Source organism: Massilia jejuensis (assembly GCF_042656795.1).
Taxonomy (GTDB): Bacteria; Pseudomonadota; Gammaproteobacteria; order Burkholderiales; family Burkholderiaceae_D; genus Telluria; species Telluria jejuensis.
The window spans coordinates 84,369-105,810 of the sequence record NZ_JBHSMS010000074.1 but is presented as its reverse complement, the minus strand read 5'-3'; the positions used below and the strand labels follow the sequence as shown (position 1 = coordinate 105,810).

General features: G+C 66.5%; 22 protein-coding genes. 11 read left to right on the top strand and 11 right to left on the bottom strand.

Features of this window, described 5'->3' with window-relative positions; translation table 11 throughout:
• Window positions 1–155 precede the first annotated feature (155 nt).
• The 10 genes from ACFPOU_RS21425 to ACFPOU_RS21380 form a co-directional block, all read right to left on the bottom strand.
• Window positions 156–497, bottom strand: coding sequence for a DUF1840 domain-containing protein (locus tag ACFPOU_RS21425; protein ID WP_379726254.1), 342 nt, complete (start codon window positions 495–497; stop codon window positions 156–158).
• 82 nt (window positions 498–579) lie between these two features.
• Window positions 580–2,133, bottom strand: a complete 1,554-nt coding sequence (locus tag ACFPOU_RS21420) for a putative ABC transporter permease subunit (RefSeq protein WP_379726251.1) — start codon at window positions 2,131–2,133, stop codon at window positions 580–582.
• Window positions 2,130–2,861, bottom strand: a complete 732-nt coding sequence (locus tag ACFPOU_RS21415) for an ABC transporter ATP-binding protein (protein WP_379726248.1) — start codon at window positions 2,859–2,861, stop codon at window positions 2,130–2,132. Before ACFPOU_RS21415 ends, ACFPOU_RS21420 begins: the two co-directional genes overlap by 4 nt.
• Window positions 2,861–3,376, bottom strand: coding sequence for a hypothetical protein (locus ACFPOU_RS21410; RefSeq protein WP_379726245.1), 516 nt, complete (start codon window positions 3,374–3,376; stop codon window positions 2,861–2,863). The genes ACFPOU_RS21415 and ACFPOU_RS21410 overlap by 1 nt, the downstream gene beginning before the upstream one ends.
• A gap of 49 nt (window positions 3,377–3,425) precedes the next feature.
• On the bottom strand, window positions 3,426–4,943 hold the full coding sequence (locus ACFPOU_RS21405; RefSeq protein WP_379726241.1) for a YifB family Mg chelatase-like AAA ATPase: 1,518 nt from the start codon (window positions 4,941–4,943) through the stop codon (window positions 3,426–3,428).
• A 325-nt stretch (window positions 4,944–5,268) separates the two neighbouring features.
• Window positions 5,269–5,829, bottom strand: coding sequence for a DUF2239 family protein (locus ACFPOU_RS21400; RefSeq protein WP_379726238.1), 561 nt, complete (start codon window positions 5,827–5,829; stop codon window positions 5,269–5,271).
• Window positions 5,830–5,961: 132 nt separating this feature from the next.
• Window positions 5,962–6,480, bottom strand: coding sequence for an OmpH/Skp family outer membrane protein (locus tag ACFPOU_RS21395; protein ID WP_379726235.1), 519 nt, complete (start codon window positions 6,478–6,480; stop codon window positions 5,962–5,964).
• Window positions 6,481–6,525: 45 nt separating this feature from the next.
• A complete protein-coding gene (locus ACFPOU_RS21390) occupies window positions 6,526–7,152 on the bottom strand; it encodes a hypothetical protein (RefSeq protein WP_379726232.1) in 627 nt (208 codons plus the stop codon).
• Between the two features lie 66 nt (window positions 7,153–7,218).
• Window positions 7,219–9,681 carry an adenosylcobalamin-dependent ribonucleoside-diphosphate reductase gene (locus ACFPOU_RS21385; protein WP_379726229.1) on the bottom strand — a complete coding sequence of 821 codons (2,463 nt, stop codon included), beginning with the start codon at window positions 9,679–9,681 and terminating at the stop codon, window positions 7,219–7,221.
• A 37-nt stretch (window positions 9,682–9,718) separates the two neighbouring features.
• Window positions 9,719–9,973 (bottom strand): accessory factor UbiK family protein, encoded by a 255-nt coding sequence (locus tag ACFPOU_RS21380; RefSeq protein WP_379726226.1) that lies wholly within the window; start codon window positions 9,971–9,973, stop codon window positions 9,719–9,721.
• Window positions 9,974–10,216: 243 nt separating this feature from the next.
• Here ACFPOU_RS21380 and ACFPOU_RS21375 point away from each other — a divergent pair, with 243 nt between their 5' ends.
• The 4 genes from ACFPOU_RS21375 to gshA all read left to right on the top strand — a co-directional run bounded on the left by ACFPOU_RS21375 (window position 10,217) and on the right by gshA (window position 14,196).
• Window positions 10,217–10,969: a TorF family putative porin gene (locus ACFPOU_RS21375; protein WP_379726223.1), complete on the top strand. Its 753-nt coding sequence runs from the start codon at window positions 10,217–10,219 to the stop codon at window positions 10,967–10,969.
• Window positions 10,970–10,982: 13 nt separating this feature from the next.
• Entirely contained in the window at window positions 10,983–11,321 is a 339-nt protein-coding gene (gene glnK / locus ACFPOU_RS21370) for a P-II family nitrogen regulator (protein ID WP_379726220.1), read from the top strand.
• Window positions 11,322–11,345: 24 nt separating this feature from the next.
• Window positions 11,346–12,749 carry an ammonium transporter gene (gene amt / locus ACFPOU_RS21365; RefSeq protein WP_379726217.1) on the top strand — a complete coding sequence of 468 codons (1,404 nt, stop codon included), beginning with the start codon at window positions 11,346–11,348 and terminating at the stop codon, window positions 12,747–12,749.
• 145 nt (window positions 12,750–12,894) lie between these two features.
• On the top strand, window positions 12,895–14,196 hold the full coding sequence (gene gshA, locus ACFPOU_RS21360; protein ID WP_379726214.1) for a glutamate--cysteine ligase: 1,302 nt from the start codon (window positions 12,895–12,897) through the stop codon (window positions 14,194–14,196).
• A 36-nt stretch (window positions 14,197–14,232) separates the two neighbouring features.
• Here gshA and ACFPOU_RS21355 read toward each other — a convergent pair whose 3' ends face one another.
• Window positions 14,233–14,946, bottom strand: a complete 714-nt coding sequence (locus tag ACFPOU_RS21355; protein WP_379726211.1) for a class I SAM-dependent methyltransferase — start codon at window positions 14,944–14,946, stop codon at window positions 14,233–14,235.
• Window positions 14,947–15,125: 179 nt separating this feature from the next.
• Between ACFPOU_RS21355 and gshB the strand changes: the two genes are divergently transcribed.
• The 7 genes from gshB (at window position 15,126) to ACFPOU_RS21320 (ending at window position 21,442) form a co-directional block, all read left to right on the top strand.
• Window positions 15,126–16,070, top strand: a complete 945-nt coding sequence (gene gshB / locus ACFPOU_RS21350; protein ID WP_379726208.1) for a glutathione synthase — start codon at window positions 15,126–15,128, stop codon at window positions 16,068–16,070.
• Window position 16,071: 1 nt separating this feature from the next.
• A complete protein-coding gene (locus tag ACFPOU_RS21345) occupies window positions 16,072–16,479 on the top strand; it encodes a PTS sugar transporter subunit IIA (RefSeq protein ID WP_379726205.1) in 408 nt (135 codons plus the stop codon).
• Window positions 16,480–16,543: 64 nt separating this feature from the next.
• Window positions 16,544–16,813: an HPr family phosphocarrier protein gene (locus ACFPOU_RS21340; RefSeq protein ID WP_379726203.1), complete on the top strand. Its 270-nt coding sequence runs from the start codon at window positions 16,544–16,546 to the stop codon at window positions 16,811–16,813.
• 35 nt (window positions 16,814–16,848) lie between these two features.
• On the top strand, window positions 16,849–18,618 hold the full coding sequence (gene ptsP, locus ACFPOU_RS21335; RefSeq protein WP_379726200.1) for a phosphoenolpyruvate--protein phosphotransferase: 1,770 nt from the start codon (window positions 16,849–16,851) through the stop codon (window positions 18,616–18,618).
• A gap of 58 nt (window positions 18,619–18,676) precedes the next feature.
• On the top strand, window positions 18,677–19,846 hold the full coding sequence (gene metX, locus ACFPOU_RS21330; RefSeq protein ID WP_379726197.1) for a homoserine O-succinyltransferase MetX: 1,170 nt from the start codon (window positions 18,677–18,679) through the stop codon (window positions 19,844–19,846).
• Complete coding sequence (metW, locus tag ACFPOU_RS21325; RefSeq protein ID WP_379726194.1) at window positions 19,843–20,457, top strand: methionine biosynthesis protein MetW; 615 nt, start codon at window positions 19,843–19,845, stop codon at window positions 20,455–20,457. Before metX ends, metW begins: the two co-directional genes overlap by 4 nt.
• Window positions 20,458–20,551: 94 nt before the next feature.
• Window positions 20,552–21,442 carry a M48 family metallopeptidase gene (locus tag ACFPOU_RS21320; RefSeq protein ID WP_379726191.1) on the top strand — a complete coding sequence of 297 codons (891 nt, stop codon included), beginning with the start codon at window positions 20,552–20,554 and terminating at the stop codon, window positions 21,440–21,442.

The following is a 21,442-nucleotide window of genomic DNA, read 5'->3' as shown; positions in this document are numbered from 1 at the left end:
TATCGTCAGGCTAGTTATAAAGAAAAAACCCGCTGATGCAGATCAGCGGGTTTTTTTTCGTCCCGGGAATTGTCAGACGCTTGGCTGAATCTCGGGCGAGGCGACGTGGGCACGCATGCCCACGCTACGAACGCGGATGGAACCGATGCGACTTTTCACACACCCCAGAGAATGTCGCACTTGTGGTCGCGCGCAGCGCGCAGCATTTCGAGCATCGGATAGGCTCGCGTCGAGAAACTGACCATTTGCACCTGTTCGTGCTCCGGATCGTCGTCTTCGATGTGGTGGGCCTTGATATCCTGGGCGACCTCATCGGTCGGAGGATGCTTGCGGCTTTCTTCGATCTCGTGCTCGAGCAACTGGACAGCACGCTCGGCCTCGGCGGAGGTAATGACGCCGATCTCTGGCTCCTTGTTCAGCAGGTCCAGAATCCGCTTCGCGTGATCCTGGTACATCATCACGTCGGGATAAGCCTTGCTTTTAAAAGTGATTAACATGATGCGGTCCCGTATTTTTTCATCGTGACTAAACGATAACACGATAACACGAGTGCCGGGTACGGTCACCCCGCGCACGACTTTAGCGCGTGCGGATGCGCAGTAGCCAGGCCAGCGGCAGGGTTCCCAAGGCAATCGCAGCGGCCGCACCGATGCCGCCAGCCAGTCCGATGCCGAGCGATGTCCCTTCCAGTGCGCGCGGCAGCAACCAGGCGAGTGCGCCCCAGCCGAGCACATTGCTCAGATCGAGCAGGCGCGTCGCGATGCTGCGCGCGCCGCGGTTCTTGAATTCGCCACGCGCGGTCGGCGTGCCGGTCCACATCGTGACCAACGCCGCACCGAACGTCGCGCCGCAAACGGTCGCCGCCGTCAGCAGGCCCGCCAGAGGCGCGCGTGCGACAAGCCATGACAGCGGAAGCGCTACCAGCGCAAATACGGGGATGACCGCGGCCGCCAGTTTTGCCTGGCGCAGCGTCGCCGCTTTGGCAGGGGAGGTTGCCAATAGATCGGGCGCGTCTTCGGCCAGCAGGATAATCCACGAGAGCGAAGCGCCGAGCGAGCCGCACAGCATCGTCAGGCCGGCGGCGAACGCCGGGATCTGCAGCGTATTCTCGCGAAAGACCAGGAAGCACAGCGGCAGCAGATACAGCAGTTGCAGCAGCACCTGCGAGACCAGGTGCGGGTCGCGCCGGACCAGGCGCCATTCCTTGGCAACGACAAGCGCCGGCATGCCACGGCCGAAGCGAAAGCGCACCGGCCCGGTGTGTTTTGGGACGCGGTTGCTGCTTGCCGCCTGCTGCAGGCCGCGCACGAAAAAGCGGTGCGTCGTACCCACGGTCAGCAGGGCGCACAACACGCCGATCGCGGCGATGACTGCCACCGCACCGCCGTCGCCCAGTGCGGCGCGCGCGGGCAGCAGCAAGGGGCTCTGCGGTTCCAGCACCTGCGCCGCCGCCATGACCGTCGCCATCGCCGAGGACGGCGGACCGCTGTCTTGCGACAGGAAGGTGCCGGCCTGCGACAACAGGAACAGGGAGGCGCCGGCCAGGGCGCCCAGCACCTGCGCCACGACCCGCGTACGGCGCGCGCCAAGCAGGCGTACCAGCATAAGCGTGAGCAACATGGCCAGCGAGGCGGCGATCACCGCCATTGCAAGCAGGACGGGATAGACGGCCAGCCAGCGGAACTGTCCCAGTAACAGGCCGACGTGCGCGAGCGGTGCCAGGAAAAACAGGTAGAGGGCGGCGACGCCAGCGGCCATGCCGGCCAGCTTGACGACGAAGATGCTGTGCGAGGGCAGGGGCGAGGACAACAGCAAGTCCATGTCGCCGCGCTCGAACAGGGTTTCCACACTCGTCTTCAGCGCGCTCGAGAGCATGAAGAGAAAGGTTCCCAGCAGGATGGCAGTGACGGCGATCACGAACTGCCACGGCGGCATGCCGGCGGACGGACCGATCGCACGCAGCGCGGCAAAGACGCCGGCATGCCAACCCAGCCACAGCAGCAAGCCGCCGCCTGCCACGCGCCAGTTCGCCCGGCGCGGCGCACCTGGCTTGCCGGCAGCCAGGCGCGCGTACCAGAACAGGCGCAGTTCATGGCGCAGCAGCCATGGCACACTGCCTGGCCGCGCCTTCACGCTGCTCCAGTCAGACGCAGGAACATGTCTTCCAGCGTCGCGCCCGGCGTGGCCACGCGCAACTCGTCGAGCGTGCCCTGGGCAATCAGGCGGCCTTGCTGGATGATGCCGATCCGCTGCGCCAGGCGCTCGGCCACTTCGAGGATGTGGGTCGTGAGGATGACCGTGCCCCCCGCGGCCACGTGCGAGAGCAGCAAGTCCTTCACCTGGCGCGCGGCGCCCGCGTCCAGGCCGGTCAGCGGCTCGTCCAGGATCAGCAATTCCGGCTCATGGATGAGGGCGCCCGCCAGCGCCAGCTTTTGCTTCATGCCGCGCGAAAAACCTTCGGTGAGTTCATGCGCGTGTTGTTCCAGGTCCAGCCAGGCGAGCAGCGCGCGCGCGCGCGGCTCGGCCGCTCTGCCGTCGATGCCCCACAGGCCGGCGACGAATTCGAGGTATTCGGTGGGTTTCAGCTTCCCGTACAACATCGGCTCGTCCGGCAGATAGGCGATCCGGCGTTTGGCTGCCTGCGGGTCGACGGCCAGGTCGATGCCGAGGACTTCGATCCGTCCCGCATCCGGCGCCAGCAGGCCGGCGACCATGCGCAAGGTGGTGGTCTTGCCGGCGCCATTCGGCCCGAGCAGCGCATAGAATTCGCCGCGCGCGACGGTGAGATCGAGGCCGTCGACGGCGGGACGGCCAAAACTTTTGCCGAGCCCGGTCAACGCAAGCGCGGGCGGATCAAGCATCACAGCGCTTTGAACGAAGCGATGAACTGGTCGGCATGTTCGGCCGCGACCGCATCCGCCCGGCCCATCACGATCACCTGGTAAAAGCGCTTGCCGTCGGCGACGAAGCGGCCGCGCAGCTTCATTGGCTGGCCGTTCGCGGTGCCGAGCGCATCGATCTCGACGGACATGCCGGCACCGGCAGCGGCCGCGCTTTCGCGCTCGACCTTCGCGCCGATGTTGCGCACCAGCGCCGTCTTCATGGCGCTCACCGCGGCCCGGGCGCGCGCCGGGTCGGGGGCGACGCCGGTGCCGACCGCGAACATCACGCTTTCGACCTCGGCCGCCGTCATCGTCATCTCCACCCGCATGCCGTCGAGGTCGATGCTGCGCGTGTGCGTCGCCGGCTTGGCCGGAAACATGATGCGGTAGGGAGCGTCGGGGCTGCTGTAATCGCGCCAGTTATAGGTCGGGTTGCATCCGGAGAGCGCCAGAGCGCCGCCCAGCACCATCGTCAGGAACAGTCGTTTTTGCATGTGCCGATGGTAGCAGGGCGGCTCGCCCCGCGCTACCTCGGCCGCATGCTCAGCGTTCCTGCAACCCGCGCCGGTACTGCACCGCTTCGGCGATGTGCGCCGCGCCGATCGCCGGCGCTCCTGCCAGGTCGGCGATGGTCCGCGCCACTTTCAGCACGCGGTGGTAGGCGCGTGCCGACCAGTTCATCAACGACATGGCCGAACGCAGCGTGTGCCCGCTCGCCGGGTCGAGTGCACAATAACGTTCGATCTCGTGCGTGTTCAGGCGCTGGTTCGGCTTGCCCTGGCGCGCGAGTTGCATGGCATGGGCGTGTTCGACGCGCGCGGCGATCGCCACGCTGGGCTCGCCATCGGCGCGCGCGCCCATCGCATCGGGTGACATGGCACTCACCTCGATCTGCATGTCGATACGGTCGAGCAAGGGACCGGAAATGCGGTCGCGGTAACGCGCCGCCGTCTCGTCCGTGCAATGGCACCTGCCCGAGGGATGGCCGCGCCAACCGCAAGGGCAGGGGTTCATTGCCGCAATCAGCTGGAAGCGCGCCGGAAAGTCGGCCTGCTGGGCCGCGCGCGAGATCGTGATGCGGCCCGATTCGAGCGGCTGGCGCAGCACTTCGAGTACTTTGCGGTCGAATTCCGGCAGCTCGTCCAGGAACAGGACGCCGCAGTGCGCCAGCGAGACTTCACCGGGACGCGGCACGCCGCCGCCGCCGACCAGGGCCACGCCCGAGCTCGTATGGTGCGGGCTGCGAAACGGCCGCACCCGCCAGCGCGCCGCTGAAAAACTGCCGTTGAGCGATTGCACGGCCGCCGCTTCCAGCGCTTCCTCGTCCGTCATCGGCGGCAGCAGGCCGGGAAAGCGCGCGGCCAGCATGCTCTTGCCGGCACCAGGCGGCCCCATCAGCAAAAGCGAATGGTGGCCCGCCGCGGCGATCTCGAATGCGCGCTTGGCATGCTGCTGGCCCTTCACGTCGGAGAAATCCGGATAGCACACCGCTTGACCTTGTCGCTCGTTGCGGTAGCGCGTCAAGCGCGCGCCATCGTCGGTGGCCGCGAAATGGGCGCACACCTGCAGCAGCGTGTCGGCCGGATAGACGGCGGCGTCCGCCACCAGCGCCGCTTCGTCGGCACTCGCGCGCGGCAGGATGAAGGCACGGCACGTGTCGCCGCCGCCGCGCCCGATCGCGAAGGTCATCGCCAGCGCGCCGCGAACCGGACGAAGTTGTCCGGACAGCGAGAGCTCGCCGGCGAACTCATAGCGGTCCAGCTCCTTTGCCGGGATCTGGCCGGAGGCGGCCAGGATGCCCAGCGCGATCGGCAAGTCGAAGCGACCCGATTCCTTCGGCAAGTCGGCCGGCGCCAGGTTGACGGTAATGCGCCGCGCGGGCATCTCGAAGCCGACATTTTGCAAGGCGGCGCGGACCCGGTCTTTTGCCTCGCGCACTTCGGCGTCGGGCAGACCGACGATCGCCAGCCCGGGCAAGCCATTGGCCAGGTGCACCTCGACGCTGACCGGGTGTGCTTGCATGCCGGACAGGGCGCGGCTTCGTAGGACGGCGAGACTCATGGGATTCCTGGCGGATGCGGGACTGGTAAATGGTGCGCCGCCGGGAAGACGCGGCCTTGCGCGCTGCCAATCGTGCGCGCCGTCCGGCTAAGGTTCTCGCGGCCTGAGAGAATGCACCGGGGGAAAAATCGCGCCAGCAGCTGGCCCATGCGATTGAGCGCGCCCCCGAACCGGCTTGCCGGCTATTTTTGCAGGTGGCGTCACCGCCATCGGGGCGCCCGGCAGGGTGCCGGCGCCGACGCGTCACGGCGATGGGCCGGTGCCCCGTTCCAGCCGCGCGGCCCCGGAACCCGCGCGCCGGTCCCGGGCGTATCGCGAGGCTGGTTCAGGCGGCGCCAAACGCCGGCCCCGCCAGCTTCAGCAAGTGCCCGCGCACATCCCGCGGCCATCGCGCGACCAATTCCGCAAAACGCCCGCCATCGCCCGCGAACAGCGCGCGCGACGCCTCCTCGAACCCCGGCGCATCGCCCATCAGCTCATGCATGAAGCGGTATGCCGCATCGCGCGCCGCGCGCATCGTATCGGCCCCGCGGGCATCGCGCGACGCGCGTTCGACCAGCTTGCGCAGCGCCACCGAGGCGCCGCCGGGCTGGCCCGACAGCCACTCCCAATGGCGCGGCAGCAGCGTCACTTCGCGCGGTACCACGCCCGGCTTCGGCCGCCCGGGGCTGCTGCGCGCCGGCGCGCGCGCAATGCGCTGCAGGACTTCTTCTTCGGTACCGCCGAAGTCGATCTGGACCGGGTGGCTGGTGGCGCCATCGAGCAACGCGATCGACGGCGCGTGGCCCGCGTCGATCGCCGCCTTGACGGCCTTCACGACGTCCACGAGTTCGCCTTTGGCCAGCAAGACGGTTCCGGCAAAGGCGATGCAGTGGCTCGGCAGCATGGGGTTCTCCTGGCAGTGGCGCACCGGACAGGGTGCACACACCTGGAATATTACTTGGACAAAAACAGTGATACCTTATCCTCCGGGCAAAATGCTTCCCGGCATCGGATTGGCGCCACACGACGGCGGCGCCTAGCGGTCCAGCAGGGCACCGACCTTGTCCGTCACATCGATCTGCGGCCGGTGCCAGACGGTGCGCGTCAGCACCACGTCCACGCCCTGCTGGGCGGGCAGCGCCTGTACGATGTCGTGGATGCGCTTGGCGAGGATCGCGCGTGCGGACGCACTACGATCGGTAAAGTCGTCGGCGATGCTGGCCTGGGCGCGCCGCACGGTGCGCTCGAGTTCGTTGACGGCGCGCGAACGTAGCAGCCGCTCGCGGTCGTCGAGGCGCGGGGCGTCCTGGGCCAGCTTCTCGGACAAGGCGCGCAATTGGCGCAGCTGGGCCTGGATTTGCTGGCGCCGCGGCGCAAATTCGGCTTCGATCCTGGCCGTCGCGGCGCGCGCGGGTTTCGAGTCGACCAGCAAACGCTCGACATTGACGACGACGACCCGCGCCCCGGCCGGATAGCCGCTGTCCTGGGCGCTCGCCCCGCCCGACAATGCCAGGGCCAGCAGGACGCCGGCCGCGTATTTTACATGCGTGTTCAATGGTTTCCCCTGCCGGGCGCGGAGCGGTCGAGCCGGCCGCGCGAATCAAACGATTTCATTCGTGTTTCCTTCCGATGCGTGGCGGCCCACGCCGGTCCACAACAGTGCCGAGGCATCGTCGGCGCTTTTCACCGCCAGGGCGCCGCCCGCGCGCGCCGCCTCGAATGCGCGCAATTCGTCCATCGGCGCCGCCAAGCCCCGGCTGCGGCATTGCCGCGCCAATTCCCCGATTGTATAGAGTCCGTAGGAGTCGACCAGCCGATAAAAGCCGTCGGTCATCGCCAGCACGGCGGCATCGCGCGGCAGACGCAACGCGGCTGCGCGCGCCTTGAACGGGCCCCGCGGCGCCAGGCACAACACGTCCGGCTGACTGGCGCCATGCTGGAATTCGCGCCGCGCGCGCAGCATCGGCAGCAGGCGCGCACGGCGCAGCGCCGGGTCGGAAACGCCCTCCAGGCCCAGGTGCGCGATTGCCTCGCGCAGCACGCCTTCGTGCGGATTCACATACGGGTCGAGGTCGAGCGCGGCGCCGTCCGCGTGGATGTCGTCGTCGGCCACCGAGGTCGCGCCGTCGAGCACGAGCAGGTCGACCTGGGCATCGTTCCCGAATACCGCGATCAGGTCTTCATTGATGCCGCTGCCGGGGGCGCGGGAAATATGGTCGGTCGTCATTCGCATCGATAGTGGTCGCCGGATCCTGCGATGGTATCACCCGCGACCATGCCATGGGACGACAACTCAGCCGCATTCCCCCACATACTGGCAGTTGTCGCAGCGCGTGCACCCTTCGCTCTTGCGCAGCGCCCGCGCGCCGCATTCCGGACATTTGGCCCCCACGGCGGACGGCGCCGCGGCCGGCACTTCGGCGGCAGCGGCGGGCGCCGCGTCGAAGGCGCCGGCGCGCGCGGCGAACTGGCGCGCCAGCTGCGCCACCGGCACCTGGTTGCCCTGGCTGTCGAGGAAACCGCGCTTGACCAGGATCCGCTGCAGCATGAAGCCGACCGCCGCCGCTTCCGAATCGTGGAACACCGGCACCCGGCTGCCATCCTCGCGCGCGAGGAATCCGCAGCGTACCGGTCCTTTTTCCCACACCACGTCGCGCATGTCGGCCAGCGCTTTCGCGATCGGGCCGCCGGCGCGCGCCAGCATCGACAGCAGGCGCATCGAGGACGTGATCCACTGCTGGCCGTCGCTGCGCTGGTTGGCCGGCATGAAGAATTCGAAGGGGCGCTCGATCGTCACCGGCACCCCGTCCACCATGCCGTCGACACGGATGAAGCTGACCGTCAAATACAGGGTCTTGCGGCCTTCCTGGGTCGCATACTCGACCTTCGAGGTCACGGAGTCGAGTTCGCCGAGCGGGCGCCCGTCGAAGCGCTTGCGCAGCGGGTCTTCGTCGGGAAAGGCCAGGTCGGGAGGCGTGGCCACGGTGCCGAGCACGCTGCCCAGCACCGTGTTCGGGCGATAAGTCGCCAGCCCCTTCAAGCCGGCGCGCCAGGCTTCCAGATACAGGCCGCGGAAGTCGGCGTAGGGGTAATCGGCCGGCACGTTCACCGTCTTCGAGATCGAGGTGTCGACGAAGGGCTGCACCGCTTCCAGCATGCGCAGGTGGTCGTCGGCGCTCATCTCGAGGGCGGTGACGAACTGCTGCGGCAAGGGCCCCGCGGGAGCGCGCCGCTGGTACAGGCGCCAGGCATGGTCCTGCACTTCGTAGGCGCGCATCGTGTCGTCGGGCATGCGTTTCTTGCGCTGGTAGGTCCAGGAATAGGCCGGCTCGATGCCGTTCGAGGCATTGTCGGCGAAGGCCAGGGCGATGGTGCCGGTGGGAGCGATCGACAGCAGGTGCGAATTACGGATGCCGTGGGCGCGGATCGCCTCGCGCAGTGCTTGCGGCAGGCGCGCCACGAAGGCCCCTTCCAGGTAGCGCCCGGCGTCGAACAGCGGAAAGGCGCCTTTTTCGCGCGCCAGGTCGATCGAGGCCGCATATGCCGCGTCGCGCAGGGCTTCGGCGATGCGCGCCGCCAGCAGGCGGCCCTCGGGCGCGTCGTAGCGCAGGCCGAGCATGACGAGGGCGCTGCCCAGGCCGAGGAAGCCGAGGCCGATGCGGCGCTTGGCGCGCGCCTCGGCCGCCTGCTGCGGCAGCGGCCACTCGGTGGCGTCCAGCACCAGGTCGAGCATGCGCACGGCCACGGCGGCGACCTCGCGCATGCGGTCGAAGTCGAAGCGGGCTCCTTCCGTGAACGCGTGCTCGACGAAGCAGGTGAGGTTCAGCGAGCCGAGGTCGCAGCAGCCGTAGGCAGGCAGGGGCTGTTCGCCGCAGGGATTGGTCGCGCGCAGCTGTTCGCAATACCAGAGGTTGTTTTCGGCGTTCATGCGGTCGATGAACAGCACGCCCGGCTCGGCATGGTCGTAGGTCGAGGCCATGATGCTGTCCCACAGCGCCCGCGCGCGTACTTCGCGCCAGACCCAGAGGCCGTCCTCGCGCCGGTGCGCGCCGGCCTTGACGAATTCCTCGCCCGGCTCGGCGCGGTGCACGAGCGCGAACGGCGTGTCCGCCTCTAGCGCGTGCATGAAGGCGTCGCTGACCCCGACCGAGATGTTGAAATTCGAGAGGGCGCCGCGGTCCTTGGCGGCGATGAAACGTTCGATGTCGGGATGGTCGATGCGCAGCACGCCCATCTGGGCGCCGCGCCGGGCACCGGCCGATTCGACCGTGCGGCACGAGGCGTCGAACAGTTCCATGTACGAGACCGGCCCGGACGCGCGCGAGCGGGTGCCGTGCACGAGCGCGCCGAAGGGGCGGATGGCGCTGAAATCGTAGCCGACGCCGCCGCCGCGGCGCATCGTTTCTGCCGCTTCGGCCAGGGCCGTGTAGATGCCGGGCAGGCCGTCCTCGACTCCCGTGACGGAGTCGCCGACGGGCTGGACGAAACAGTTGATGAGGGTAGCCTTCAGGTCGAGGCCGGCGGCGGAGTTGATGCGTCCGCCGGGTACGAAGCCGTGTTCCATGGCCCAGAGGAAGCGTTCGGCCTGATCGAGGCGGGACGCGGGGGCCTCGTGCGCGGCCAGCGCATGCGCCACGCGCTGGCGTACGTCGGCGACCGAGGTTTCATCGCCTTTTGCGTACTTCTCGCGCAGCACGTCGATCGATACCTGCTGGAGAGGCAGGGAGGTGCCTGACAACAGATCGTTTGCATTCATGGCGCTGCCTTCCAAGGAGGTAGGGCATGCGGCGCCATCAGACTTTCGGCGCGGTCTCCGCCAGGCGCGTTTCCAGCTCGGCCACGCGCAGCTCGAGCGCTTCGAGTTTCGCGCGCGTCTTGGCCAGCACCTGGGCCTGGATGTCGAATTCCTCGCGCGTCACCAGGTCGAGCTTGGAAAAGCCCTGGGTCATCATCGCCTTGACGTTGCGCTCGATGTCCTTGGCGGGCGCGCTTTCCATCGCCTGGTTGATCTTGCCTTGCAAGTCATCAAAAAATTTATTCATGTCCATCGGTCCTGGTCAGCGAGGCGCTGCACCACAGTGGTGCGCGACGACCCCGTTTAGTGCATGGCAGCCGAACTTGCGGCCGGCGCGCACGCAATTATCGTCATTCCCAACGAAAGTGGGGCGGTACAGCGAAAAATCAAGCGCCTGGCATGCCCCCGCGAGCTGGCACGCATTCTGCTACAGGATGGGTAAAGCTGCAACTCAGGCAGGTACGAACACCGCATCCATCCATCGAAGGGAATTGTCATGAAGAGCAAGTCAGCAGGTAGCGCAGCAACGGGTCGAGCAGTCGTACTGGCGCTGGTCATGATGGGCAGCGCCCAGGCGCAGGAAACGCCCGTCGCCGAGCACCAGGTCAGCTATAACGCCGCCCTGGCCAGCGAATACCGCTACCGCGGCCTGTCGCAAACCCGCTTCGACCCGGCGCTGCAGGGCGGCGCCGACTATGTCCACGGCCCGAGCGGCTTCTACGCCGGCACCTGGCTCTCGACCATCAAGTGGACCAAGGACCTGGGCGGCGACGGCAATGTCGAAGTCGACCTGTACGCCGGCAAGCGCGGCCAGCTGACGGAAGCGATCAGCTACGACGTCGGCGGCCTGTACTACTGGTATCCGTCGAATGACTTGAATCCGGATGCGAACACCTTCGAGCTCTACGGCCAGGTCGGCTATGGCCCGGCCTACCTGAAGTACTCGCACTCGACCACGAACCTGTTCGGCACCACCAACAGCAAGCGCAGCGGTTACCTGGACCTGGGCGCCAACGTGCCGATCGCGGCGGTCGCCGGCCTGGTGCTGAACCTGCACGTGGGCCGCCAGCGCGTGGAGAACAATGCCCAGTTCTCGTACACCGACTACAAGGTCGGCCTGACCAAGGACCTGGGCTTTGCCAGCGTGTCGCTGGCCTGGATCAAGGCCAATACCGAAGCCTATGTCAGCCCGAGCGGCCGCAACCTGGGCAAGTCGGCGGCCGTAGTGTCCGTCTCGAAAATTTTCTGAAAGAGGCAATGCGATGAAACTGATTACCGCCATTATCAAGCCCTTCAAGCTCGACGAAGTGCGCGAGGCGCTGTCGGAAATTAACGTGCAGGGCATGACGGTCACCGAAGTGAAAGGCTTCGGGCGCCAGAAAGGCCACACCGAGCTCTACCGCGGAGCCGAATACGTGGTCGACTTCCTGCCCAAGATCAAGATCGAAGCGGCGGTCGACGACGCCGTCGTCGACCAGGTCATCGATGCCATCCAGGGCGCGGCGCGTACCGGCAAGATCGGCGACGGCAAGATCTTCGTGTCCGACCTCAGCCAGGTCATCCGTATCCGTACCGGCGAAACCGGCAACGACGCACTGTAAAAGGATTTCCAAATGAATCGAGCAATGACAAAAAACCTGGGCGGCGCGCTGGCGCTGGCGCTTGGGCTCAGCCTCGCGCTGCCCGCCTGGGCCGCCCCTTCCGTCAACAAGGGCGATACCGCCTGGATGTTGGTCGCCACGCTGCTCGTGATCATGATGTCGATCCCTGGCCTGGCACTGTTCTACGGCGGCCTGGTGCGCGCCAAGAACATGCTGTCGGTGCTGCTGCAAGTGTTCATGGTGTTTTCCGTGATCATCGTGCTCTGGTGCGTCTACGGCTATTCGCTCGCCTTTACCGGCGGCAACGCCGTCATCGGCGGCTTCGACCGCGTTTTCCTGAGCGGCATCTACGATCACGCCGCCGGCGCGTTCAGCATGGCCGCCACCTTCAGCAAGGACACGATGATCCCCGAGTTCATCTTCGTCGCCTTCCAGGGCAGCTTCGCCGCCATCACCTGCGCCCTGATCGTCGGCGCATTCGCCGAGCGCGCGCGCTTCGCCGCCGTGCTGGCCTTCGTGGTGCTGTGGTTCACCTTCTGCTACATCCCGGTCGCGCACATGGTCTGGTTCTGGGCCGGTCCCGACGCCATCACCGACGCCGCCACGCTGGCGAGCGTCACCGACGCCGCCGGCTGGCTGTGGCAGAAGGGCGCGCTCGACTTCGCGGGCGGCACCGTGGTGCACATCAATGCCGCGGTCGCCGGCCTGGTCGGCGCCTACGTGATCGGCAAGCGCGTCGGCTACGGCCGCGAGTCGATGGCGCCGCACTCGATGACCATGACCATGATCGGGGCGTCGCTGCTGTGGGTGGGCTGGTTCGGCTTCAACGCCGGCTCGGCGCTGGAAGCGGGCGACGTCGCCGCGCTGGCCTTCATCAACACGCTGCTGGCGACCGCCGCCGCGACCGTCGCCTGGACCATGGGCGAATGGGTCGCCAAGGGCAAGCCATCGATGCTGGGCGCCGCTTCCGGCGCCGTCTCGGGCCTGGTGGCCATTACCCCGGGCTGCGGTTTCGTCGGTCCGATGGGGGCGCTGGTGATCGGCCTGGTCGGCGGCCTCGTCTGCCTGTGGGGCGTGAATGGCTTGAAGCGCCTGCTGCGCGTCGACGATTCGCTTGATGTGTTCGGCGTGCACGGTGTCGGCGGCATCGTCGGCGCACTGCTGACCGGCGTCTTCGCCGCGCCCCAGCTGGGCGGGCAGGGCATCTGGGATTACGTCGCCAACAAGGGTTCGGCCGAGGTGTATTCGATCGGCCATCAGGTCTGGGTCCAGGTCCAGGCGGTGGGCGTGACCATCGTCTGGTCGGCGTTCGTCGCCTATGTCGCCTTCAAGCTGGTCGACCTCGTGATCGGGCTGCGCGTGCCGGAAGAACAGGAACGCGAGGGCCTGGATATTACCAGCCATGGCGAATCGGCGTACCATTCCTAGTACCGCGACCCGTTCAGCATAGAGAGGGCGCCCTGCGGGGCGCCTTTTTTGTTTATTGCGGTGCAACAGAAGCCTTTAAAATAGTGCTTGTTGCCCCAAGATACGGGCATTCATTGCCAAGAAGCCCATAAGGACGTCTACTTTCATGGTCCCGCACCTCGCTACCGCCCTGACCGGCCCGCTGCTCGATTTAGAAAAGAAGATCCTCGACGCCACGCCGGCCATCGAGCGCTGGTTCCGCCTCGAGTGGCAGGAGCACACGCCGCCCTTCTATTGCTCGGTCGACTTGAGAAATGCCGGCTACAAGCTCGCGCCGGTCGACACCAACCTGTTCCCGGGCGGCTTCAACAACCTAGCCAGCGAAATGCTGCCGCTGACGGTGCAGGCGGCCATGGCGGCGATCGACAAGTATTGCCCGGACGCCCGCAACCTGTTGTTAATCCCGGAAACCCAGACGCGCAACCCGCATTACCTGCAAAACGTGGCGCGCCTGATGCAGATCTTCCGCCAGACCGGCCTGCATGTGCGCCTGGGCTCGCTCTCGCCCGAGGTCACCCAGCCGACGCCGCTGGCGCTGCCGGATGGCAACATGCTGGTGGTCGAACCGCTGGTGCGTTCGCCCAACGGACGCCGCCTGGGGCTGGCGGACTTCGATCCCTGCACGATCCTGCTGAACAACGACTTATCGGGCGGCATCCCCGCGATCCTGGAAAACATCCACGAGCAGTCGCTGCTGCCGCCGGTGCATGCCGGCTGGGCGGTGCGCCGCAAGAGCAACCACCTGAAAGCCTTCGACGAAGTGGCGAAGAAGTTCGGCAAGCTGATCGATATCGATCCATGGATGGTCAACCCGCTGCATGCGAAGGTGGCCGACATCGACCTGGAAAACGACCAAGGCACCGAGGCGCTGGCCGACGCCGTCTCGGCGCTGCTCTCGAAGATCAAGAAAAAATACAAGGAATACGGCATGAAGGAGCAAAAGCCCTTCGTGATCGTGAAACCCGACGCCGGTACCTACGGCATGGGTGTGATGACGGTGAAGGACGCGAGCGAAGTGCGCGACCTGAGCGCAAAGCAGCGCGCCAAGATGTCGGTGATCAAGGATGGCCTCACCATCAACGACCTGATCGTCCAGGAAGGCGTGCCGACCTTCGAAAAGATCGACGACGCCGTAGCCGAACCGGTCGTGTACATGATCGACCGCTACGTGGTCGGCGGCTTTTATCGCGTGCATGCCGAGCGCGGCATCGACCAGAACCTGAACGCGCCCGGCTCGCAGTATGTGCCGCTGGCCTTCGCGCAGCAGCATGCGGTGCCGGACCTGAAGGCCAAGCCGGGGACGGCGGCGCCGAACCGGTTCTATGTGTACGGCGTGGTGGCGCGCCTGGGGCTGCTGGCGGCATCCCTCGAGATGGAGCGCACCGATCCGAATCCGGAAGTGTACTGAAGCAGCGTAGGCAGGGCGTGCGACCCCGGGGTCGGCCTACCGTGCCTTCTGCACCATGTACATGAAATGCGAGCGCAGCGGCGGCGCCAGTGCCGCCAGCGTTTCGGTCACCAGGGCGGGCAGCCCGGCCAGCGCACGGCCGACCGGCGGCGCCAGCAGCAGGGTCTGGTATTGGCGGCGCTGCCCGGCCCAGTAATTGTCGAGCTCAGTGCGCGTGACCTTGCGCACGTGGGGGTTGCGCGGGTTGTTATAGCGAAAATCGAACACGAGGCACCAGCCGCCCGGTTGCAGCACGCGCCACATGTCGGCTGCCAGGTGCCGGCGCAGGTCCGGGTCGGGCACCGACGACAGGATCGTCTGGGCGCTGACCAGGTCGGCACTGGCGTCGGGCAGGGCGTTCAAGGCGCCGCAATGCCAGTGGACGCCGCGGGGCGAGCGCGCCCGGGCCAGGTCGAGCCGGTCTTGCTGCAATTCGGTCCCGGCGAGATGGGCAGGCGTCGCGCCCCAGTCGACCAGCTGGCGCAGGAAGCCGCCCGTGCCGCAGCCGACATCGACGACGCGCACCTTGCCGAGGTCGGTGCCGACGGTGGCGGCGAGCATGCGCGACAGTACCCGGGTGCGCATCGCATGCTGGTAGACGATGTCGGGCCGGTGCCAGGCATAGCGCGCCAGCGCGGCGCCGCCATGCCAGCCGCGGTAGATGCGGACCAGGCGCTCCTGTTCGCTTTGGTGATCGAGTCGAGCGTCCATTTGCGCATCGTCGCCCATACAATCGCGCCATGGTTTGCGTATGCTCAGGCGTTTTCTCGATCCCGCATCATTTGCTGGCGCGAGTTATGTGCTCCACGCAATCGTTCGGCCGGAGCGGGCGCCCGCGCGCATCGCGTATTCCGGCTAGAATCGAGGGCATTACCCAGACAGGACCCTCCATGAAAATCGCCTTCCTCGCCGATCCGCTCTCCGGTTTCAAGATCTACAAGGACTCGACCTTCGCAATGATGCGCGAGGCGGCGCGGCGCGGGCATGAACTCTACGCGTTCGAGCAGCGCGACATGGCCCTCGAAGGGGGCGTCGTGTGGGCCGAAGTGCGGCGCATCCACCTGACGGGCGATGCGCAGGACTGGTACCGGGCGGACGAAGCGCGCGACCTGCGCCTGTCGAGCCTGGACGCCATCATCGAGCGCAAGGATCCGCCTTTCGACATGGAATATGTGTACGGCACCTATTTGCTGGAACTGGCCGAAAAGCAGGGCGCACGCGTCTTCAACCGTCCGTCTGCGATTCGCGACCACAACGAAAAGCTGGCCATCGGCCAGTTCAGCCAGTTTACCTCGCCCACCCTGGTCGCCTCCTCGGAAAAGCGCCTGCGCGCCTTCCACGCCCAGCATGGCGACGTCATCTTCAAGCCGCTCGACGGCATGGGAGGTACCGGCATCTTCCGCGTGAAATCGGACGCCATGAACCTGGGCGCGATTATCGAAACGCTGAGCGACAATGGAAAACGCACCATTATGGTGCAAAAATACATTCCCGATATCGTTAAGGGCGACAAGCGCATCCTCGTCATCGGCGGCAAGCCGGTGCCCTTCGCGCTGGCGCGCATCCCGCAGGGCACCGAAGTACGCGGCAACCTGGCCGCCGGCGGCATCGGCGTGGCCCAGCCGATTACCGAGCGCGACCGTGAAATCGCCGAGACGCTCGGACCGCTGCTGGCCGAGCGCGGGCTGTTGCTGGTAGGATTAGACGTGATCGGCGATTTCCTCACCGAGGTGAACGTCACCAGTCCGACCTGCTTCCAGGAGATCACCGACCAGACCGGTTTCGACGTTGCGGCGATGTTCATCGACGCGGTCGAGCAGGCAACAGGGAAATGACATGGTAGGTATTCTGCTCCTGACCCACGCTCCGCTGGGCCAGGCGTTCATCGCGGCGGTGGCCCACGTGTTTCGCGGGCCGACCGAGCGCTTCGAAGCGATCGATGTCGCGGCCGACGAAGACACGGGCGCCGTGCATGCGCGCGCGCGCGACGCGATCGCGCGCCTGGACGACGGCGACGGCGTGCTCGTGATCACCGACATCAAGGGCGGCACGCCGGCCAACTGCTGCAATTCGCTGGCCATCGCCGGGCACGTCGAAGTCATCGCCGGCATCAGCCTGCCGATGCTGCTGCGCGCGATCACCTACCGCCGCGACACGCTCGACGTGGTGGTGGAGATGGCGCTGGCGGGCGCCCAGAATGGCGCGGTGCGGGTCGATAACCGTATTCGGGTTGGCCCCGGTTGAACCGGGTTACAGGGGGGGCGGGGCGCTTCGCCGCAGTTCTGACGATGGAAAAGAAAACGAGAACATGATTCAACAAGAACTTGAGATTATCAATAAACTTGGCCTGCACGCCCGCGCATCCGCCAAATTCACCCAGCTGGCCGCGAAATACAAGAGCGAAGTCTGGCTTACCCGCAACGGCCGCCGCATCAACGCCAAGTCGATCATGGGCGTCATGATGCTAGCCGCCGGCAAGGGTGCAAAAGTCACGCTGGAAGCCGACGGCGCCGACGAACAGGACGCCATCGTCGCGCTCTGCGCGCTCGTCAACGACAAGTTCGGCGAAGGCGAGTAATGCCGGAATCGGGCCGCTACCTTTCAGGACCCTCGATGGCGTCATTCACGCTCCATGGCATTCCCGTCTCGCGCGGGATCGCGATCGGGCGCGCGCACCTGCTCACGCCGGCCGCGCTCGACGTCAAGCACTACCTGGTCCCGGAAGAGCAGGTCGAGGCCGAGGTCAAGCGCCTGCAGGACGCGATCGCCGAAGTGCACCGCAACCTGCAGGAGCTGTGGACCGACCTGCCGAAGGATGCGCCGACCGAACTGGGGGCCTTCATCGACGTCCACGCGCTGATCCTGTCCGACCCGATGATCTCGGAGGCGCCACTCGACATCATCCGCTCGCGCCACTACAACGCCGAATGGGCGCTCGTCACCCAGATCGACGAGCTGTCCGCCCAGTTCGACGAGATCGAAGACCCCTACCTGCGCGAGCGCAAGCACGACATCCAGCAGGTCGCCGAGCGCGTCCTGAAAGTCCTGATGGGCAGCGCCTTGTCCGTGCCGCCGCCCCTGGCCGGCGAGGAAGGCGATGCGCCGCAGATGGTCGTCGTCGCCCACGACATTTCGCCGGCCGACATGCTCGCCTTCCGCGATCGCGGCGGCGAGTCGCGCTCCTTCGTCGGTTTCGTCACCGACGTCGGCGGCCAGAATTCGCATACGGCGATCGTCGCGCGCTCGCTCGACATCCCGGCGGCGGTCGGCATGAGCCAGGCCTCGCGCCTGATCGAGCAGGACGACGTGGTCGTCGTCGACGGCGATGCCGGCGTGGTGATCTGCAATCCGAGCCCGCTGGTGCTGGAGCAGTTCCGCGCGCGCCAGCTGGCATTGACGCGCGCCCGCAAGCGCCTGCTGAAGCTCAAGAAAACGCCGGCCGTGACCAGGGACGGCACCGCCATCAAGCTCATGGCCAACATCGAGCTGCCCGACGATTGCCCCCACGCGCTGGACGCGGGCGCCACCGGCATCGGCCTGTTCCGCTCCGAATTCCTGTTCATGGGCCGCGGCGCCCCCGGCCTGACCGTGCCCGACGAGGATGAGCAGTTCGAACAGTACCGGCGCGCCGTGGTGGCGATGAAAGGCCGCCCGGTAACGATCCGCACCCTCGATGTGGGCGCCGACAAGCCGCTCGATCCGACCGAGCACACGGCGCTCAATCCCGCGCTCGGCCTGCGCGCGATCCGCTACTGCCTGGCCGAGCCGCAGCTGTTCCTGACCCAGCTGCGCGCGATCCTGCGCGCCTCGGCTTTCGGCAAGGTGCGCATCCTGTTCCCGATGCTGGCGCACGCCTTCGAGATCGACCAGACCCTGGGCATGCTCGAGCAGGCCAAGGCCCAGTTGCGCGAACAGAACATCAAGTACGACCTGGCGCTCGAGGTGGGCGCCATGATCGAGATCCCGGCCGCCGCGCTGGCGCTGCCGATGTTCGTGCGCCGCATGGACTTCCTCTCGATCGGCACGAACGACCTGATCCAGTACACGCTGGCGATCGACCGCGTCGACTACGAGGTGGCGCACCTGTACGACCCGCTGCATCCGGCCATCCTGCAGCTGATCGGCATGACCATCGCCGCCGGGCAGAAGGCCGGCATCGACGTCGCCGTCTGCGGCGAGATGGCGGGCGACACCAAGCTCACGCGCCTGCTGCTGGGCATGGGGCTGCGCGAGTTCTCGATGCATCCGGCCCAGCTCCTGTCGGTGAAGCAGGAAATCCTGAACGCCGATCTGTCGCTGATTGCCCCGCTCATGCGGCGCATCATGCGCTCGATGGAGCCGGGCGACATCCTCGAAGCGGTCGAACAGCTCCAGCTCATGTAACACGTCATGAAAAAAGGCGGCCGCGCGTGCCGCCATCCACAATACCGAAGAAAGCCTCATGGGATCCATTGGAATCGTTGCCCCGACCACGATGCACTTCGCCGAGCCGTTGCCCCTGCAAAGCGGCACGCAGCTCGGCGACTACACGCTCATGTATGAAACCTACGGCACATTGAATGCAGAGCGTTCGAACGCGGTGCTGATCTGCCACGCACTGAACGCCTCGCACCATGTCGCCGGCACCTACGCCGACGCGCCGAAGAACATCGGCTGGTGGGACAACATGGTGGGTCCGGGCAAACCGGTCGACACCGACCGCTTTTTCGTCATCGGCGTCAACAACCTGGGCTCGTGCTTCGGCTCGACCGGCCCGATGCACGTCAATCCCGCCACCGGCAAGCCGTATGGCGCCGCCTTCCCGCTGATGACGGTGGAAGACTGGGTCAGCGCCCAGGCGCGCCTGGCCGACCGCCTCGGCATCGACCAGTTTGCCGCCGTCATGGGCGGCTCCCTGGGCGGCATGCAGGCCCTGTCGTGGAGCATCCGGTTTCCCGAGCGGCTGCGCCACTGCATCGTGATCGCCTCGACGCCGAAGCTGTCAGCCCAGAACATCGCCTTCAACGACGTCGCGCGCCAGGCAATCCTCACCGACCCGGACTACCACGGCGGCGACTTCTACGAGCGCGGGACGGTGCCGAAGAACGGCCTGAAAGTGGCGCGCATGGTCGGCCACATCACGTATCTGTCGAACGACGACATGGCCGAGAAATTCGGCCGCAAACTGCGCGACGCGGCCGAAACCGGAATCGCCGGCCGCTCCGACTACAAATTCGATTTCGGCGTCGACTTCGAGATCGAATCCTATCTGCGCTACCAGGGCGACAAGTTCTCGCAATACTTCGACGCGAATACCTACCTGCTGATCACCAAGGCGCTCGACTACTTCGATCCGGCGCGCGAGCACGGCGGCGACCTGACCCGCGCGCTGGCGGGCACGCGTGCCCAGTTCCTGGTCGCCTCGTTCAGTACCGACTGGCGCTTCTCGCCGGAGCGCAGCCGCGAGATCGTCGAAGCGCTGGTCTCGAACCGGCGCCAGGTGACCTATGCCGAAATCGACGCGCCGCACGGGCACGATGCTTTCCTCCTGGACGACCCGCGCTACATGGGCGTGGTGCGGGCCTATTACGACCGCATCTGGGAGCAGATCCCGGCGCAGGAGGCGGCATGAATTTCGAAGACTTGAGCACGCTGCGTCCCGACCTGGCCTTCATCGCGCATTGGGTGGGCGAGCGGGCCCACGTGCTGGACGTGGGCTGCGGCGACGGCGCCATGCTGCGCTACCTGGAACAGGGCAAGCGCTGCACCGGCTACGGCATCGAGATCGCCGACGACAAGGTACTGGAGAGCACGCGGCGCGGCATCAACGTCATCCAGCACGACATGGAGCAGGGCCTGGGCCTGTTCGGCGACAATTCCTTCGATACGGTGCTGTGCCTGTCCTCGCTGCAGATGATGCAGCACGTGGAGGCCTTGCTGCGCGACATCGTGCGGGTCGGATCGGAAGCCATCGTTTCTTTCCCGAACTTCGCCTACTGGCCGCACCGGGTTGCCTTGCTGAAGGGCCGGATGCCGGTCTCGCGCTCGCTGCCCTTCCAGTGGTACGACACGCCCAACGTGCGCTGCGCCACCATTGTCGACTTCAAGGAGCTGGCCGAGGAGTGCGGACTCGAAGTGATCGAGTACGTGGCGCTGGCCGACGGCAAGCCGGTGACTTTCCTGCCGAATCTGCGCGGCAGCCTGGCAGTGTTCAGGTTGCGCAAGAAGGCAAAGCGGGCATGACGGTGCGGCGCTCCATATCGTGCGTACCCCATCCACGCTTTTCTGCGACGATGTTGTTGACAGAAACAGCATATTGGCTACCCACATGAAAAACATGAAACAACTCGCCGCGTCTATCGCGGTCATTGCCGCCCTCGGCGCCATGCCCGTGCAGCCGGCGCACGCCCAGAAAGAGGAAATCGTCCAGGACGGCATCGCCGTCAAGCCGCTCTCGCGCGTGCGCGTGATCGTGCCGGAAGAGCAGCTCAACGAAGCCGCGGCCCAGCAGTACCAGGAAATGATGGCGCAGGCGCAGCAAAAAGGCGCGCTCGTGCCGCCGACCGACCCGCGGGTCAAGCGCCTGCGCAACGTCGCCCAGCGCCTCATCCCGCACACGCCGCGCTGGAACGCCTCGGCCAGGGACTGGCAATGGCAAGTCAACCTGGTCGACCAGCCGCAGGTGAATGCCTTCTGCATGCCGGGCGGCCGCATCGGATTTTTCACCGGCATCGTCGACCAGCTGAAACTCACCGACGACGAAATGGCCGCCATCATGGGCCATGAAATCGCCCATGCACTGCGCGAGCATGGCCGCGAGCGCATGGCCAAGTCCGGCATCACCTCGGTCGTGGCGCGTGGCGCCGGCGCGCTCGGTGCCGCCATCTTCGGCATCGACCCGGGCATCACCAACACCGTCACCGGCATGATCGGGCAGGGCGTGGTACTGAAATTCTCGCGCGACGAAGAACGCGAGGCCGACCTGGTGGGCCTGGACATCGCCGCCCGCGCCGGCTACGATCCGCGCGCCGGCATCGCCCTGTGGCGCAAGATGGCGATGTTGAACAAGGGCGCGCCGCCCGAGTTCCTGTCGACCCACCCGGGCGGCGAAACCCGCATCAGAGACATGGAAAGGCACATGAACGTGCTGCTGCCGCTGTATGCGCGCAGCAAGGGCACCACGGTGAACCGTCTGCCGGCTTACCGTACCAACGTCGCGCTGCGTTAA

Excerpts from the sequence above, each read along its gene's own strand:
- ACFPOU_RS21355 (WP_379726211.1), bottom strand. The coding sequence starts at position 14,946 with ATGGACGCTCGACTCGATCACCAAAGCGAACAGGAGCGCCTGGTCCGC.
- ACFPOU_RS21340 (WP_379726203.1), top strand. The coding sequence starts at position 16,544 with ATGATTCAACAAGAACTTGAGATTATCAATAAACTTGGCCTGCACGCC.
- ACFPOU_RS21385 (WP_379726229.1), bottom strand. The coding sequence starts at position 9,681 with ATGAATGCAAACGATCTGTTGTCAGGCACCTCCCTGCCTCTCCAGCAG.
- ACFPOU_RS21375 (WP_379726223.1), top strand. The coding sequence starts at position 10,217 with ATGAAGAGCAAGTCAGCAGGTAGCGCAGCAACGGGTCGAGCAGTCGTA.
- ACFPOU_RS21410 (WP_379726245.1), bottom strand. The coding sequence starts at position 3,376 with ATGCAAAAACGACTGTTCCTGACGATGGTGCTGGGCGGCGCTCTGGCG.
- metX (WP_379726197.1), top strand. The coding sequence starts at position 18,677 with ATGGGATCCATTGGAATCGTTGCCCCGACCACGATGCACTTCGCCGAG.
- ACFPOU_RS21320 (WP_379726191.1), top strand. The coding sequence starts at position 20,552 with ATGAAACAACTCGCCGCGTCTATCGCGGTCATTGCCGCCCTCGGCGCC.
- ACFPOU_RS21390 (WP_379726232.1), bottom strand. The coding sequence starts at position 7,152 with ATGACGACCGACCATATTTCCCGCGCCCCCGGCAGCGGCATCAATGAA.
- ACFPOU_RS21380 (WP_379726226.1), bottom strand. The coding sequence starts at position 9,973 with ATGGACATGAATAAATTTTTTGATGACTTGCAAGGCAAGATCAACCAG.
- glnK (WP_379726220.1), top strand. The coding sequence starts at position 10,983 with ATGAAACTGATTACCGCCATTATCAAGCCCTTCAAGCTCGACGAAGTG.
- ACFPOU_RS21345 (WP_379726205.1), top strand. The coding sequence starts at position 16,072 with ATGGTAGGTATTCTGCTCCTGACCCACGCTCCGCTGGGCCAGGCGTTC.
- ACFPOU_RS21425 (WP_379726254.1), bottom strand. The coding sequence starts at position 497 with ATGTTAATCACTTTTAAAAGCAAGGCTTATCCCGACGTGATGATGTAC.
- ACFPOU_RS21415 (WP_379726248.1), bottom strand. The coding sequence starts at position 2,861 with ATGCTTGATCCGCCCGCGCTTGCGTTGACCGGGCTCGGCAAAAGTTTT.
- amt (WP_379726217.1), top strand. The coding sequence starts at position 11,346 with ATGACAAAAAACCTGGGCGGCGCGCTGGCGCTGGCGCTTGGGCTCAGC.
- ptsP (WP_379726200.1), top strand. The coding sequence starts at position 16,849 with ATGGCGTCATTCACGCTCCATGGCATTCCCGTCTCGCGCGGGATCGCG.
- ACFPOU_RS21400 (WP_379726238.1), bottom strand. The coding sequence starts at position 5,829 with ATGCTGCCGAGCCACTGCATCGCCTTTGCCGGAACCGTCTTGCTGGCC.
- gshA (WP_379726214.1), top strand. The coding sequence starts at position 12,895 with ATGGTCCCGCACCTCGCTACCGCCCTGACCGGCCCGCTGCTCGATTTA.
- ACFPOU_RS21405 (WP_379726241.1), bottom strand. The coding sequence starts at position 4,943 with ATGAGTCTCGCCGTCCTACGAAGCCGCGCCCTGTCCGGCATGCAAGCA.
- gshB (WP_379726208.1), top strand. The coding sequence starts at position 15,126 with ATGAAAATCGCCTTCCTCGCCGATCCGCTCTCCGGTTTCAAGATCTAC.
- metW (WP_379726194.1), top strand. The coding sequence starts at position 19,843 with ATGAATTTCGAAGACTTGAGCACGCTGCGTCCCGACCTGGCCTTCATC.